14 protein-coding genes are annotated in these 14,571 nt (G+C 73.6%); 5 read left to right on the forward strand and 9 right to left on the reverse strand.

Annotated elements, in window-relative coordinates:
* Positions 1-25: 25 nt before the first annotated feature.
* Positions 26-1,030 (reverse strand): beta-ketoacyl-ACP synthase 3, encoded by a 1,005-nt coding sequence (locus QSK00_RS07385; RefSeq protein WP_285589073.1) that lies wholly within the window; start codon positions 1,028-1,030, stop codon positions 26-28.
* Positions 1,031-1,224: 194 nt separating this feature from the next.
* On the opposite strand from QSK00_RS07385, the gene QSK00_RS07390 reads away from it, so the two are divergent.
* Positions 1,225-1,530 (forward strand): hypothetical protein, encoded by a 306-nt coding sequence (locus QSK00_RS07390; protein ID WP_285589074.1) that lies wholly within the window; start codon positions 1,225-1,227, stop codon positions 1,528-1,530.
* 1 nt (position 1,531) lies between these two features.
* Here the strand turns inward: QSK00_RS07390 and QSK00_RS07395 are convergent, their stop codons facing one another.
* The 6 genes from QSK00_RS07395 to QSK00_RS07420 are packed head-to-tail and all read right to left on the reverse strand — an operon-like array spanning position 1,532 to position 8,289.
* The gene (locus QSK00_RS07395; protein ID WP_285589076.1) at positions 1,532-2,374 is read right to left on the reverse strand and encodes an LLM class flavin-dependent oxidoreductase; all 843 of its coding nucleotides are present in this window, start codon (positions 2,372-2,374) and stop codon (positions 1,532-1,534) included.
* Between the two features lie 11 nt (positions 2,375-2,385).
* Positions 2,386-3,186 (reverse strand): HpcH/HpaI aldolase/citrate lyase family protein, encoded by an 801-nt coding sequence (locus tag QSK00_RS07400; RefSeq protein ID WP_285589078.1) that lies wholly within the window; start codon positions 3,184-3,186, stop codon positions 2,386-2,388.
* Positions 3,183-3,638: a MaoC family dehydratase gene (locus tag QSK00_RS07405; protein WP_285589079.1), complete on the reverse strand. Its 456-nt coding sequence runs from the start codon at positions 3,636-3,638 to the stop codon at positions 3,183-3,185. The genes QSK00_RS07400 and QSK00_RS07405 overlap by 4 nt, the downstream gene beginning before the upstream one ends.
* A complete protein-coding gene (locus QSK00_RS07410; RefSeq protein WP_285589080.1) occupies positions 3,635-5,548 on the reverse strand; it encodes an AMP-binding protein in 1,914 nt (637 codons plus the stop codon). Before QSK00_RS07410 ends, QSK00_RS07405 begins: the two co-directional genes overlap by 4 nt.
* A gap of 24 nt (positions 5,549-5,572) precedes the next feature.
* Positions 5,573-7,105 (reverse strand): acyl-CoA carboxylase subunit beta, encoded by a 1,533-nt coding sequence (locus QSK00_RS07415; protein ID WP_285589095.1) that lies wholly within the window; start codon positions 7,103-7,105, stop codon positions 5,573-5,575.
* Positions 7,106-7,140: 35 nt separating this feature from the next.
* A complete protein-coding gene (locus QSK00_RS07420; RefSeq protein ID WP_285589100.1) occupies positions 7,141-8,289 on the reverse strand; it encodes an acyl-CoA dehydrogenase family protein in 1,149 nt (382 codons plus the stop codon).
* A gap of 84 nt (positions 8,290-8,373) precedes the next feature.
* Between QSK00_RS07420 and QSK00_RS07425 the strand changes: the two genes are divergently transcribed.
* The gene (locus tag QSK00_RS07425; RefSeq protein WP_285589103.1) at positions 8,374-8,970 is read left to right on the forward strand and encodes a TetR/AcrR family transcriptional regulator; all 597 of its coding nucleotides are present in this window, start codon (positions 8,374-8,376) and stop codon (positions 8,968-8,970) included.
* A 69-nt stretch (positions 8,971-9,039) separates the two neighbouring features.
* Here QSK00_RS07425 and QSK00_RS07430 read toward each other — a convergent pair whose 3' ends face one another.
* Positions 9,040-9,945 (reverse strand): DUF559 domain-containing protein, encoded by a 906-nt coding sequence (locus tag QSK00_RS07430; RefSeq protein WP_285589105.1) that lies wholly within the window; start codon positions 9,943-9,945, stop codon positions 9,040-9,042.
* A 188-nt stretch (positions 9,946-10,133) separates the two neighbouring features.
* Here QSK00_RS07430 and QSK00_RS07435 point away from each other — a divergent pair, with 188 nt between their 5' ends.
* Both QSK00_RS07435 and QSK00_RS07440 read left to right on the forward strand, forming a co-directional pair.
* Complete coding sequence (locus QSK00_RS07435) at positions 10,134-11,615, forward strand: outer membrane protein assembly factor BamB family protein (protein WP_285589520.1); 1,482 nt, start codon at positions 10,134-10,136, stop codon at positions 11,613-11,615.
* 83 nt (positions 11,616-11,698) lie between these two features.
* Positions 11,699-12,253, forward strand: coding sequence for a DinB family protein (locus QSK00_RS07440; RefSeq protein WP_285589107.1), 555 nt, complete (start codon positions 11,699-11,701; stop codon positions 12,251-12,253).
* A gap of 66 nt (positions 12,254-12,319) precedes the next feature.
* Here the strand turns inward: QSK00_RS07440 and QSK00_RS07445 are convergent, their stop codons facing one another.
* Positions 12,320-12,769 carry a GNAT family N-acetyltransferase gene (locus tag QSK00_RS07445; RefSeq protein ID WP_285589108.1) on the reverse strand — a complete coding sequence of 150 codons (450 nt, stop codon included), beginning with the start codon at positions 12,767-12,769 and terminating at the stop codon, positions 12,320-12,322.
* Positions 12,770-12,860: 91 nt separating this feature from the next.
* On the opposite strand from QSK00_RS07445, the gene boxC reads away from it, so the two are divergent.
* Positions 12,861-14,570: a 2,3-epoxybenzoyl-CoA dihydrolase gene (boxC, locus tag QSK00_RS07450; protein WP_285589111.1), complete on the forward strand. Its 1,710-nt coding sequence runs from the start codon at positions 12,861-12,863 to the stop codon at positions 14,568-14,570.
* Position 14,571 lies beyond the last annotated feature (1 nt).

A 14,571-nucleotide genomic window follows, 5' to 3' on the forward strand; every position in this document is an offset into this window, starting at 1 on the left:
GTAGTAGTCCGCGCTCCGACACGGATCAGTGCTCACAGGCCGGGAGGCACACCACCTGCGACGCGAACGTCAGGCCCGCCCCGAATCCGCACAGCAGTGCGAGGTCCCCGGGGCGGGCCGCACCCGTCGTCAGGACCTCGTGCATGGCGAGCGGGACGGAGGCCGCCGAGGTGTTGCCGGTGACCGCGACGTCGCGGGCCACGGTCACGTGGTCGGGGAGCCCCAGCGCCTTCACCAGGCCGTCGGTGATCCGCGCGTTGGCCTGGTGCGGGACGAAGGCGTCGAGCTGCTCGGGTTTGCACCCGGCCTTCTCCAGCGCCTCGAACACGAGCGGCACCATCCGCGACGTCGCCCACCGGAACACCGTGGGGCCCTGCATGCGCAGGGCGGGTCGCTCGCCGGTCTCGCGGGCCTGCGCCCAGGTCACCGACTGCGCGATCAGGCCCGCCTGGGTCCCGTCCGCGCCCCACGCGGCCGGCCCGATCCCGGGCTCGGTCGACGGCCCGACCACCACGGCCCCCGCGCCGTCGCCGAAGAGGAACGCCGTGGAGCGGTCGGTCGGCTCGACGATGTCGGACATCCGCTCCACCCCGACGACGAGGACCGCCCCGTGGCCCGCGTCGACCAGCGACGCCGCCACCTCGAGCGCGTAGCAGAAGCCCGCGCACGCCGCGCCCACGTCCATCGCGGCGCCGTTCACGGCCCCGATCTCCGCCGCGAGCCGGGTGCCGACCTGCGGGCACCCGGTGTCCGCCGACATCGTCGCGACCAGCGTCACGGCCACGTCGGCCGGCGCGACGCCGGCGGCCGCCAGCGCGTCCCGGGCCGCCGCGGCGCCCATCGCGACGACGGTCTCCTCGGGCCCGGCCATCCGCCGCGTCGAGATGCCGGAGCGGGCATGCACCCACTCCGCGTCGACCTCGAGGTGTTCGCACACCTCCTCGTTGGTGACCACCCGGTGGGGCCGGTAGGCGCCCAGCCCGAGGAGTGCGGCGTGGTGGCCGGTGCTGATCGAGCTGATCGAACCCAAGAGGGTGCCTCGCGAGACGGTCGGGGGCGGACGTCGGGTCCACGGTCACCCGGGGCCTCGGTTACTCGGAAGTCCTACTATCTGGTACGTCGGTGCGTCCGGTCACACCCGCGCTCCCCGACCGTGCTGTGGCCTTCCTGTGACCGGCCGCCGGCCCTGCCGCCGGATGCCCCGACCGGGCTACCGTCCGGCTCGTGACCACGCCGACGACCACGCCGATGACCACCCCCGCCCCGGCCGGCTCGACGCCGGCCGACATGTCCGCCGCCGTGCGCGCGGCCCAGGAGGTGCACACCCTGCGGGTCGAGGTCCCGGGCATCGGGGAGGTGCCGCTGCCGTCGGTCGACGAGCTGGCCTTCGTCGGCGGGCTCGTGGCGCTCGGGGCCCTCGGCGCGCTCGAGTGGCCCCTCGTGGCGGTCCTCGGGGTCGGCCGGGTGCTCAGCCACGTCCACCGGTGGCGCAGTCTCGCGGCGTTCGGCGACGCCCTCGAGCACGCCTGACCTACCGGAGCGCCGCCACCGCCGCGCACAGGTCGGCGCCCAGCTCCCGGTCCGGGTTCAGCGGTCCGTAGAGCACGTGCTCCGCGCCGGCGTCGGCGTACTCCCGCAGCCGGGCGGCGACGTCCTCCGGTGTCCCGTACGGCACGCAGGCGTCGACGATCCGGTCCATGTCCTGCCCGTAGATCTCCCGCAACCTCCGGACGGCGAGCTCGCGTGCCTCGGCTCGCGACGACGCCACCGCCGACCACGCGAGCATCCCGCCCGCGACCGGTCCCCGGCCCTGTTCGGCCGCGACGTCGTTCACCACCCGCAGCCCGCGGGCGACCCGGTCCGGCGAGCAGAGGTAGGGCATCCACACGTCGCCCGCCCGCCCCGCGCGGCGCATCGAGGCCTCGGAGCGGCCGCCGATCCAGATGGGCACGGGGCGCACCGGCGGCGGGTCCAGCGCGTGCCCGGCCACGGCGTCCCCGCGCAGGTAGGCGCGCACCGTCGGCAGCGCCTCGTCGGTCCGCCGGCCCCGCGCGCTCACCGGGACCCCGACCGCCTCGAACTCCGCCGGGAACTCCCCGCCGACCCCGACGCCGAGCTCGAAGCGCCCGTCCGAGACCCGGTCGACCGACACCGCGAGCTTCGCGGCGAGGGCTGCCGGATAGAGCGGCAGGAGGGTCACCGCCGAGAGCAGCCGGACCCGGGACGTCACGGCAGCGGCGGCCGCCAGGGAGACGAACGCGTTCGACGTGGGGCTGCCGAACAGGACGTGCTCGCCGCTCGCGACGAGGTCGAACCCGACGTCCTCGGCCCACCGGGCGACCCCGGGGACGTCCGCCGTGTCGGTGGCGAGCATCAGTCCCAGCCTCACACCTCCACGCCTGCCTTCCGCAGGGTCGCGGCCGCCATCCGCAGGTGCACGTCGTCGACCATCTCGCCGTTCACCACGCCGACGCCGCTGCGCCCCGCCTCGACGACGTCGCGCGCGTGCGCCACCTCCTCCTCGGACGGGGTGAACACCTCGTGCGCGAGCGTCACCTGCGTCGGGTGGATGCAGATCTTGCCGTCGTAGCCGAGGTCGCGGCCCTCGCCCGCGTCGCGGCGGAAGCCCTCGGCGTCCCGAACGTTCACCACCGCCTGGTCCAGGGCGCCCACGCCCGCCAGGCGGGCCGCGAGCAGGACCTCGGAGCGGGCGAAGAGCACCTCGTGGCTCGACGGCGTCCGGCGCCCGCCGATCGAGGCGATGTAGTCCTCGGCGCCGAAGTAGGCCGCGGTGACGTCCGCGCCGTCGAGCAGATCGCGGGCGCGCGCCACCCCGCGGGCGGTCTCGATCCCGACGACGACGGGCCGGTCACCGATGGTCCTCCGCAGGTCCCGCAGCTGGGCCGGGTCCTCGTACTTCGGCAGCACGACCCCCGCCGCCGTGGCGGCGACGGCCTCGACGTCGTCGTCGTGCCACGGCGTCGCGGGCGGGTTGACCCGCACCAGGACGAGCGATCCGGCGTCGGGGAGGTTCTCCGTGGCCGTCCGGCGCGCGGCGACCTTGTCGTCGGCGGCGACGGCGTCCTCGAGGTCGACGGCGATCGCGTCCGGGGACGAGCGCGGGGCCTTCGCGATCATGTCCGCGCGACCGCCGGGGACGAAGAGCAGCGACCGCGGGACGTTCACGACGAGGGCCTCCGGTGCATCAGGCCCGTCCGTCGCACGGTGCAGACGGTCTCGTCGCGCTGGTTCTGCGCGCGGTGGGCGAAGATCACGATGCCCGCGTCGGCCCGGGAGCGCGACTCGCGGGCCTCGACCACCTCCGTCGAGACCCGCACCGTGTCGCCGTGGAACACCGGCTTCGGGAAGGCGGCGTCGGTGAGGCCGAGCTGCGCGACGATCGTGCCGAGGGTCAGCTCCGGCACGCTCAGGCCGACGACCAGCGCGAGGGTGAACATGCTGTTGACCAGCGGGCGCCCGAACTCGGTCCGCGACGCGTAGTCGTGGTCGAGGTGCAGCGGTGCCGGGTTCATCGTCATCGTCGTGAACAGCACGTTGTCGGTCTCGGTGACCGTCCGCCGGGTCGCGTGCTCGACGACGAGCCCCGGCTTCAGGTCCTCGAACCACAGTCCACTCACGAGCGCACGGCCTCCCTCAGCACGTCCAGCGACGACGGGTCCTCCAGCGCGGAGGTGTCGCTGCGGGCCTCCCCGTGCAGCAGCACCTCGCGCATCAACCGTCGCATGATCTTGCCCGTGCGGGTCTTCGGCATCGCGGCGGTGACGATCACGCGGTCGGGGCGGGCGAGGCCGCCGATGGTGTCGCCGACGAGCGCGACGACCTCGCGGGCGACGTCCTCGGCCGCACCCGTCGTCGTCACGAAGGCGACCGGCACCGTGCCCTTGGTGTCGTCCGGGATCCCGACGACGGCCGCCTCGACGACACGCGGGTGCGAGCCCACCACGGCCTCGATCTCCATCGTCGAGAGGCGGTGGGCGGCGACGTTGATGACGTCGTCGGCGCGGCCGAGCACCCAGAGGTGCCCGTCGTGGTCGACGACGGCCTCGTCGTTGGTGGCGTAGCGGCCGGGGAAGCGGGAGAAGTAGGTCGACAGGTAGCGGTCGTGGTCGTCCCAGACCGTGCGGGCCAGCGTCGGGAAGGGCCGGGTCATGACCAGGTTGCCCTTCGTGCCCGCGGGCACCGGGTGCCCGTCGTCGTCGACGACCTCGCACGCGTGCCCGGGCAGGGTGGTGCCGGCCGACCCCGCCTTCAGGTCGTCGACGCCCGCGACCGGATAGGTCCACGTCGAGCCCGTCTCGGTCTGGCCGTAGGCGTTGACCACGGGCACCCCGAGCGTCCCGGTGGCCCAGGTGAACGTCTCGCCGTCGAGCGGTTCGCCCTGCACCGTGATGAGGGCGAGCCGGGGGAGGGGGTGCTCGTGGGCCAGCGAGTCGCCGAACTTGCGCAGCATCCGCAGGACCGTCGGCGCGCACAGCACCTTCGTCACGGCGTGCTTCTCGCAGACCTCGTAGAACCGCGCGGTCGACGGCGTGTCCAGCGCGCCCTCGTAGCAGGCGATCGTGGCGCCGTTCGCGAGCCCGCCGATCACGGCCTGGATGGGGAACGTCAGCCAACCGACGTCCGCGGCGACCCAATAGACGTCGTCGTCGGTGATCGCGGTCTGCCAGTGCGCGTTCGCCCAGGTGCCCAGCAGGAACCCGCCGACGGAGTGCACCACGCCCTTGGGCTTCGACTCGGTGCCGGAGGTGAAGATGAGGAACGCCGGCTCGTTCGGGTCGAGGGCGACCAGCTCGCTGCCCTCGGGGTGGGCCTCGACGAGGTCGGCGTAGCTCGTCTCGCCGTCCTGCAGCGGGACGCCGTTCCCGGTGCGGTCGACGACGACGACGTGCTCGAGCGTCGGCGCGTCGGGCCGGGCGTCGCGCAGCGTGTCGAGCAGCGGCACCGGCTTGCCGCGGCGGTAGATGGCGTCGGCGACGACGACGACCTTCGCGCGGGCGGACGCGAGCCGCGAGGCCACGGCGTCGCGGCCGAAGCCGGAGAACAGCACGGTGTAGATCGCGCCGATCCGGTTGCAGGCGTGGATGGCCGTGAACGCCTCGACGAGGTTCGGCATGTAGATCGCGACGACGTCGCCGCGTCCCACCCCGAGGGCAGCCAGGCCCGCGCCGAGCCGCGAGACCTCGTCGGCCAGCTCGGCGTAGGTCACCGTGCGGGAGTCGCCGGGCTCGCCCTCCCACACGACGGCGGGTCGGTCGGGGACGGACTCGGCCCACCGGTCCACGCAGTTGTCCGCGACGTTGATCAGGCCGCCGTCGAAGTAGCGGAAGTCGCCGAGTTCACCGGTGCGGACGGTCTCCCAGGGCCGCATCCAGCGGTGCTGCTCGGCGACCCAGGCCCAGTAGTCGTCGGGATCGGCGTCGTGCAGGGCGCGGGCGTGCGCGATCTCCTCCACGTACCGGGGTGAGCGCTGCTCCTCGCGGAGCGGGATCCGTGGTGCGGCGATCAGGGCACCGAGCGAGTCGTCCATGACCGGCTCCTCCTGGGATGGGGATCAGACGGGGCTGACGATGTGGTGCCGACGGGGCGCGGACCGGGTCCACCCGTCGGCGTGGCGGAGTCGGACGGCGAGCTCCGTGCGGAGCCCCTCCGGCGGCACGACGGTGTCGATGACGAGGTCGGAACCCATCCGGAGCAGGTTGATCTCGGCGCGGTGTTCCTCGACCCGCGCCGCGACGAAGGCCTCGCGCTCGGCCTCGTCGGTGATGTCGGCGATCTTGCGCGCGTACACGGCGTTGACCGAGGCCTCGGGCCCCATCGCGCCGATGAACGCGCTGGGCAGGGCGATGGTGGCCCGGGGCTCGAAGCCGGGGGCGCACATCGCGTAGAAGCCCGCGGCGTAGGCCTTGCGCAGGATCACCGAGAACTTCGGCACCTCGGCCGAGCTCATGGCGGCGATCAGCTTCGCGCCGTGCCGGATGATGCCCTGCCGCTCGACCGCGACGCCGACCATGAAGCCCGGGACGTCCTGGAGGAACACCAGGGGGACGTTGAAGGCGTCGCACCAGGAGACGAAGCGGGCGGCCTTGTCGGCGGAGTCGACGTGGATGGCCCCGGACCGCACGCTCGGCTGGTTGGCGATCAGACCGACCACGCGGCCCTCGAGGCGGGCGAGCCCCACCACGATCTCGGGCGCCCAGTCGGGCTTGATCTCGAAGAACGAGCCGGCGTCGACGAGGCGGTCGATCACCTCGGTCACGTCGTACCCGGTGACGGGGTCGGCGGGGATCAGGCCGTCCCAGTCGTCCTGCTCGGGCGCCCGGGCCTCGGCGACGGCGGGCCGCGCGGTCCAGTCGCTCGGCAGGTAGGAGAACAGGAGCCGGGCGGCGGCGACGGCCTGCCAGTCCTCGTCGAACACGGAGTCGCCGCAGCCGGAGACCTCGGCGTGCATGCGCGCGCCGCCCATCTCCTCCTCGGTGGTGCGCTCGCCGGTGACCTTCTCGGCCACCCGCGGGGAGGCGAGGAACATCGACGCGCGGCCCTCGACCATGCCGACCCAGTCGGTGAAGGCCGGCATGTACGCGCCACCGGCCGCGGACGGTCCGTGCAGGCAGCAGATCTGGGGGACCCGGCCCGACAGCGCCACCTGCAGGCGGAAGATCGCGCTCGCCCCGCGCCGCCCCGGGAAGAAGCCCATCTGCTCGGTGAGCCGGCCGCCCGCGGAGTCCACGAGGTAGAACACCGGCAGCAGGTCCCGGTCGGCGCGCTCGAGGATGCGGATCTGCTTCTCGCAGGTCTGCTGCCCCCACGAGCCGGCCTTGACCCCGAAGTCGTGCGCGATCACGGCGACCGGGCGGCCCTCGATCATGCCGACCCCGGTGACCACCCCGTCGGCCGGCAGGGGACCGGCGAGCAGGCCGTCCTCGACGAAGGTGCCCTCGTCGAGCAGCACCGCCAACCGCTCCCGTGCGGTGAGCGTGCCCGGGTAGCGGCTGGTGTCGCCGCCCCGGAGCGCGCGCTCCGCCGCGGCGAGGATGTCGTCCGCCGAGGGAGGTGCCGGCGCCCCAGGGGGGACGGGCGCCGACACCTCCCTCGGCGGACGGAGCCCGTTCGTCGTGCCCGTCACGGGATCAGCCGCTTCGAGAGGATCTCCAGCTGGATCTCGTCGGTGCCGCCGCCGATACGCAGGATCCGGACGTCGCGCTCGTGCCGCACGATCGGCGTCTCCTCGAGGTAGCCGGCGCCGCCGAAGAGCTGCAGCGCCTCGTCCACGACGTGGTCGGCGACCTTCGCGGCGAAGTACTTCGCGGCCGCCACCGAGCGGCCGGCCTCCGGGTGATCACGGTCGAGGCGGTCGGCGGCCTGGTAGGTCAGCGCGCGGGCGGCCTCGAGCTCGACCTCCGCGGCCGCGATGCGGTGGCGGATCGTCTGCAGGTGGGTCAGGGGGGCGCCGGCGACCTCCCGGCCCTTCACGTACTCGGTGACCATGGTCAGCGCCTCGGCCGCGTGGCCGAGGCCCATCGCGGCCAGCACGACGCGCTCGAGCTGGAACGCCGCCATGATCTGGTAGAAGCCGCGGTTCTCGGCGCCGAGCACGGCGTCGGCCGGCACCTCGACACCGTCGAGGACCACCTCGCGGGTGTCCGAGGAGTGCCAGCCGAGCTTGCGCAGCGGCTGCCCGACCGACAGGCCCGGCGTGTCGGCGGGGACGACGAACGTGGTGATCCCGCGGTGACCGGTGGCCTCCGTACGGGCCCCGATCACCAGGACGTCGGCGATGCCGGCGTTGGTGATGTACATCTTGCGGCCGTCGATCCGCCAGCCGGTCTCGGTGCGGACCGCCTTCGTCGTGATGCCCGCGACGTCCGACCCGGCCCCGGGCTCGGTCACCGCGATGGATGCGATCGCCGTGCCCGTCGCGATGCGCTCGACCCAGTCCTGGCGCTGCTGCGGGGTGCCGTGGCGCACGAGGTGCGGACCGGCCATGTAGGCGCTGACGAGGGCGCCGACCGCGATCCCGCCGCACGCCCGGGCGAGCTCCTCGGCGAGGACGGTGACGGCGGTGTTCTCGCCGCCCTCGCCCGCGGACCCGCCGAACTCGGCCGGAGTCAGCAGGCCGAGCAGTCCGGCGGCGCCCATCTCCTTCCAGAGCCCCTCCGGCGGGTGGCCCTGGCTCTCGGACTCCACGACGACGGGACGGATCCGTTCGTCGGTGAAGCGGCGGACCGCCGCGCGGAAGTCCTCGTGCACCTCGTCGAGCTCGAACGCCACGCTGCATCTCCGCACTTCGACCGACCGGTCGGACGAAAGTAGGCTGGCTCACAGGTCGAGGTCAACCGTCTAGGGTCGGTGGATGTGACACCGCGAGCGAACGGCTCCCGAGCGGAGGAGCAGCGACAGCGCATCCTCGCGGCGGCCGTCGGGGTGTTCAGCCGGCAGGGATACCGCGCGACCTCGATGAACGACGTCGCCGCCGGGGTCGGGTTGTCCAAGCCGACGCTGTACCACTACGTGCGCACGAAGCAGGATCTGCTGGTCCAGATCTACGAGCAGGTCCTCGACGAGAGCCTGGCGTCGGCCCGCGCGATCGTGGCGGCGGCCCCGACCCCGCTGGACGCGGTGCGCGACCTCATCGTCGAGCGGGTGGCCTACACCTGCGAGCACCGGGACCTGCTGAAGATCTGCTTCGAGGAGGAGTCCGAGCTCCCGCCCGAGCTCGCGTGGCCCGTCCTGGAGCGGCGGCGCGCCTTCGAGGCGGTGGTGCTCGAGGCGGTCGAGGCGCACCTGGCCGCGAGCGGCACGGTGCTGCCGATGCCGCCGAAGGTGTACGTCAACACCTGCCTCGGCGCCGCCAACTGGGCCTACAAGTGGTTCCACGCCGACGGGCCGTCGAGCCCGCGGGTGCTGGGGGAGCAGGTCGCGGCCGTGCAGCTGGCGGTGCTGGGCGGCTGAGGTGCTGGGCGGCTGATCGTGGAGTGCGGCATCCTGCGTCACCGGTGACGCACTCCGCCGCACTCACGATCAGGAGCGCGCGGCGAGGACCTGACGAAGGCCGTCGATGAACACCTCCGGCGAGCCGGTCAGCTCGTACCAGTTGGTGCGGATCACGGTCCATCCGGCGGCCGCGAGGGCGTTCTGGCGCCGCGCGTCGTGGAGGAAGGCGCGCAGATCGCGGTGGTAGGCCCAGCCGTCGATCTCCACGATGACCTTCTCGCGCCGGAACGCCACGTCGGCGACCGCCCGTCCGAACCCGGGGAGGTCCAGCTCGAGGTTCGCGGTCCACCCCCGGATGCCCTCCGCCGTCATGGTGCGGTGCGCCCGCCGTTCGGCCTCCGAGACCGCTCCGCCCGCGGCGAGGGCCAGCAGCCGGGTGACCACCGGCCGTCCTCGTCGTCGCGGTCGGGCCTCGTGGAGCCGCTCGAGGATGGGGAGCGCGACCATCCGGCGCTGCAGCGCCGTGTCCATGACCCGCGCGCCCTCGACCCGGCCCAGCGCCGCCGCCGTGTCGAGCACGGTGTGCGGGACCGTGGTCACCCGGACACCACGCTTCGTGTCGCTCGCCGCGCGGGGCACGACCCGCCGCACGATGCGGACGCCCGGTCGTGCCCGGTGCTGGTGTCTGGGAGCGACCGCGACGTCGATGACGTCCGGGCAGCGATCGATCAGCCCGTGCCACCATGCGGCTGCCGGGCCCACCAGGACGGCGTCCCCGCCCAGTGAGAGCAGGGCGGCCCGGACGAGGACGGCAGGCGTCCGGCGGTGCGACCCGAGCAGGTAGACCCGGTGGGCGAGCCGTGTCCACTCGCCGGCCGCCACCTTGCGGCGCACGGTCGTGTGGCTGTAGCCGCACTCCAGCGCCTGGCCGAGGGTGATGGCGCCGTCCTGGTCACGCACGGTCCGATGCAGACGCTTCTCGTCGAGGCTCACGTGGGTTCTGACGGTGCCCCGGCGTCCACGGATCCATCGGATCTCCAGCGCGAGCCCGGAGTGCAGCGGAATGCGCCACCAGTGACGCACTTCGCCGCACTCGACGGAGCAGGTCGCGGCGGTGCTGGGCGGCTGACCGGGCCCCGGACGGCGGGTTGCGCGCGATCGGAGCACGATCTCCGTTCGTGATGAGCCTCGGACGGCGGCTGGGTGTCGCCCTCGCAGCGGTGTCGGTGCTGGCCGGGTGCTCCACCGGCTCACCGCCTGCCCCGGCCCCGGCCCCGGCCCCGGCGACGGTCGCGCCCTACCCCGCGCCGGAGGTGCCGGCGTCCGGGGCGGGGCTGGTGCTGCCACCGATCTCCGGCGCGGCACCCGTCACCGCGGCGCCGTCCGGCGGAGTACGGCCGGGGGCGGACTGGACGACCTACCACGGGGACGCCGCCCGCGACGGCTACGTCGCGTCCGGCCCCGACCCGTCGTCGCCGGCGCTGGCGTGGCAGACCCCGCTCGACGGGAAGGTCTACGGGAGCCCCGTCGTCGTGGCCGGGGAGGTCGTCGCCGCGACCGAGGGCGGGTCGGTCTACGGCCTCGACGCGGTGAGCGGGGCGGTGCGGTGGCGGACCCACCTGGCCGACCCGTTGCCCGGGTCCGCCCTGCCGTGCGGGAACATCGACCCGATCGGCATCACCGGGTCGCCGGCGTTCGACCCGGCCACCGATCAGGTCTTCGTCGCGACCACCGAGGCCGGCGTGCGCCACGAGCTCTACGCCGTGGATCCGGCGAACGGTGCGGTCCGGAGCCGCCGCGACGCCGACGTGCCCGGCGTCGACCCGGCCACGCATCTCCAGCGCGGCGCCCTCCTCGTCTCGCGCGGCACCGTCTACGTCCCCTACGGCGGCAACTACGGCGACTGCGGGCAGTACCGCGGGAGCGTCGTCGGGCTCCCGACGACGGGTGGCGGCGCGGCGACGACGTTCGTGGTCCCGACCGGGCGCGAGGCGGGCATCTGGGCCGCGTCGGGTCCGGCCGGCCTGCCCAACGGCGACGTCGTCGTCACCACGGGCAACGGCGAGGCGACGTCCGGGGACTGGGACCACAGCGACTCGGTGCTGCGGCTCTCGTCGTCCCTGGCGCTCGTCGACGGGTTCGCTCCCGTCGACTGGGCGCAGGAGAACTCGGTCGACGCCGACCTCGGGTCGACCGGTCCGGTGCTCCTCCCGGGGACGCACCTGGCGGTCGCAGCCGGGAAGGGCGGCGGGGTGTTCCTCGTCGACCTGTCCGGGCTCGGTGGCGTCGGCGGGCAGAAGGCCGCGCTGCAGGGCTGCGAGTCCTATGGCGGTGGGGCGGCCGCCCCGGTGCAGGGCGGGGGAGCGGTGGCCTATCTGCCGTGCAGCTCCGGTCTGCTGCAGGTGCGCGTCGGTCCCGACGGGGCGTTGGCCGCCGGCTGGCGGGCGCCCGCCCAGGTGACGGGGTCGCCGGTCGTCGTCGGCAGCACGGTGTGGTCGCTCCAGCAGGACGGCGCGCTGATCGGGCTCGACGCGGCGACGGGGACGCAGCGCGCGACGCTGTCGGTCGGGGACGCGACCCGCTTCGCGACCCCGGCGGTCAGCGGCAACGCGCTCTTCCTCCCGACCTCCCGCGGCGTCTCGGCGGTCCGGCTGGCGCCGTGACCCGTCGTCGGGAAGGAGGACCGGAACCGGCCGCCTCCGTCGCTACGGTTCTCCCACCAGCGACGACCAGGGAGGAACCGTCCATGAGCACCGACCCGAGCACCCTGACCGGTGAGCGGCGCGATCTCGTCGAGACCCTGACGATGCACCGCGCCCTGTTCCTGCAGACGCTGCAGGGGCTCACCGAGGAGCAGGCGCGGACCCGGACGACGTTCTCGCTGCTCAACCTGGCGGGCCTCGTCAAGCACGTCGCGCAGACGGAGGCGGGCTGGCTGGAGTTCGCGAAGCACGGGCCGTCGGCGATGCCGATGGAGTGGCCGGACGTGGACATGACCGACCCGGTGATCCAGGAACGGATCGCGTCCGGGGACATGCGCCACGACGAGTTCAACCTGCTCGGCGACGAGACGCTCGACGGCATGCTGGCGTACTACGCGAAGGTCGCCGACGAGACCGACGCCTACGTCGCGACGGCCGACCTCGACGTGTCGTGGCCGCTCCCAAAGGCGCCGTGGTTCACCCCCGGCGCGACGAGGTCGGTGCGGCGGGTGGCGATGCACATCGTCGCGGAGACCGCCCAGCACGCCGGGCACGCCGACTTCCTGCGCGAGGCGATCGACGGGGCGCGGACGATGTGAGCCCCGGGACAGGAACGAGCGGGCCGTCCGTCACGCAAGACCGTGATGAACGGCCCGTTCGTCCGGTCAGGAGGAGGGCGTCACCGCCGTGTCGGTGACGCGCACGCGCCGGCGCAGCTCCCCGGTGTCGCGCGCGTCGAACCCCTGGCCGGCGAGCCAGGCCTGCACGCCCTCGCGGTCGGGGTGGTTCACCGGGACCACGTTGTAGACGTAGTTCAACGAGCGGGCCGCGGCCTCCTCGGCGAGCTTGTTCATCGCCCACGACCCCACCCCGTGTCCGCGGAAGGCCGGGACCACGGCGACGAGGACCTCGGCGTCGCCCCAGGTGTCGTCGAGTCGCCCGTACCCCGCGATCGAGCCGTCGGTGGTCGAGACCTGCCACCACGCGTCGCCCAGGGCGTCGCCCTCGGACGGCGAGCCGAGCCCGTGCAGGGCAGGCCCGGCGGGGGAGAAGGCGTCGGCCTTCGTGGCGTCCCACACCGGCGTCGGCTCCGCCGTCCACGTCCACTCGCCCACCGTCGACCACCTCCATGACTGTCTACGGGTCTTCCCCACTGCGTCACAGCGTCGTAGAATGTGGTCCAGACGACAAGGGGGAGGTCCCACGGTGACGGTCCTGGACGAGCCGGTCAACGCGACCGCTGCTCCCGAGCGGGTCCCGCACGTCGACTTCGACACGAGCCCGGACCGCTACCGGCACTGGCGCTTCACCGTCGACGGCGACACCGCGACGGTCTACCTCGACGTCGACGAGGCCGGCGGCCTGGTCCCGGGCTACGAGCTGAAGCTGAACTCGTACGACCTCGGCGTCGACATCGAGCTCCACGACCTCACGCAGCGGCTGCGCTTCGAGCACCCGCAGGTCCGCAGCATCGTGCTGACCAGCGGCAAGGACTCGAACTTCTGCGCCGGCGCGAACATCCGGATGCTGGCCGGGTCGAGCCACCCGTGGAAGGTGAACTTCTGCAAGTTCACCAACGAGACCCGCAACGGCATCGAGGACATGTCGGCGGCCGGCCAGACCTGGATCGCCGCGCTCAACGGCACCGCGGCCGGCGGCGGCTACGAGATGGCCCTGGCCTGCGAGCGGATCCTGCTCGTGGACGACCGGTCGAGCGCGGTCAGCCTCCCCGAGGTCCCCCTGCTCGGCGTGCTCCCCGGCACCGGCGGGCTGACCCGGGTGATCGACAAGCGCCGGGTGCGCAAGGACCGCGCCGACGTGTTCGCGACGAAGTCCGAGGGCTTCGGCGGGCGCAAGGCCGTCGAGTGGAAGCTCGTCGACGAGGCCGTCGCCCGCCGCGAGTGGGACCGGGTCGTCGCCGAGCGCGCCCAGGAGCTCAGGGGCGACCGGCCGGCCGACGCGCAGGGCGTGGCCCTCACCCCGCTGCAGCGCACCGTCACCGACGACGCGATCACCTACGACCACGTGCGCGCCACGATCGACCGGGACGCCCGGACGGCCACGCTCGTCGTCGCGGTGCCCGACACGCTCACCGACGACCCGCAGCAGCTCCACGACCAGGGCGCGCAGCACCCGCTCCTCGCGATCGTCCGCGAGCTCGACGACGCCATCCTGCGGCTGCGCACCAACGAGCTCGAGATCGGCACGTGGCTGATCCTCACCGAGGGCACCGTCGACGCCGCGCTCGCCGCCGACCGGCTGATCGCCGAGCACCAGGACGACTGGCTCGTCGCCGAGACCACCCGGTTCCTCAAGCGCACGCTCAAGCGGCTCGACGTCACCAGCCGCAGCCTCATCGCGCTGATCGAGCCGGGCAGCTGCTTCGCCGGGCCGTTCCTCGAGCTGGCCCTGGCCTGCGACCGGCAGTACATGCTCGAGGGCACCTTCGAGGAGGCCGAGGACGCGACGCTGCCCAGCGGTGCCGCCGCGACCGAGCCGGCCACGCTCGTCGTCACGCAGGCGCAGTTCGGCACGTTCCCGATGGGGAACGGGCTCTCGCGGCTGGAGTCCCGGTTCTACGGCGAGTCGCTGGACGGGATCCCGCGCGACGAGCCCCTCACGGGTGCCGATGCCGACGACGCGGGCCTCGTCACCGACGCCCCCGACGACATCGACTGGACCGACGAGATCCGCATCCTGCTCGAGGAGCGGGCCTCGCTGAGCCCCGACGCCTTGACCGGCATGGAGGCGAACCACCGGTTCGTCGGCCCCGAGACCATGGAGACCCGGATCTTCGGCCGCCTCACGGCCTGGCAGAACTGGATCTTCATCCGGCCCAATGCGAGCGGCCCCGAGGGCGCGCTGCGCAAGTACGGCACCGGCCGCAAGGCCGACTTCGACCAGAAGCGAGTGTGAG

It is taken from the genome of Actinomycetospora sp. NBRC 106378, assembly GCF_030269685.1.
In the GTDB taxonomy this organism is placed as follows: Bacteria; Actinomycetota; Actinomycetes; order Mycobacteriales; family Pseudonocardiaceae; genus Actinomycetospora.

Excerpts from the sequence above, each read along its gene's own strand:
- QSK00_RS07395 (WP_285589076.1), bottom strand. The coding sequence starts at position 2,374 with ATGCTCGCCACCGACACGGCGGACGTCCCCGGGGTCGCCCGGTGGGCC.
- QSK00_RS07410 (WP_285589080.1), bottom strand. The coding sequence starts at position 5,548 with ATGGACGACTCGCTCGGTGCCCTGATCGCCGCACCACGGATCCCGCTC.
- QSK00_RS07435 (WP_285589520.1), top strand. The coding sequence starts at position 10,134 with ATGAGCCTCGGACGGCGGCTGGGTGTCGCCCTCGCAGCGGTGTCGGTG.
- QSK00_RS07440 (WP_285589107.1), top strand. The coding sequence starts at position 11,699 with ATGAGCACCGACCCGAGCACCCTGACCGGTGAGCGGCGCGATCTCGTC.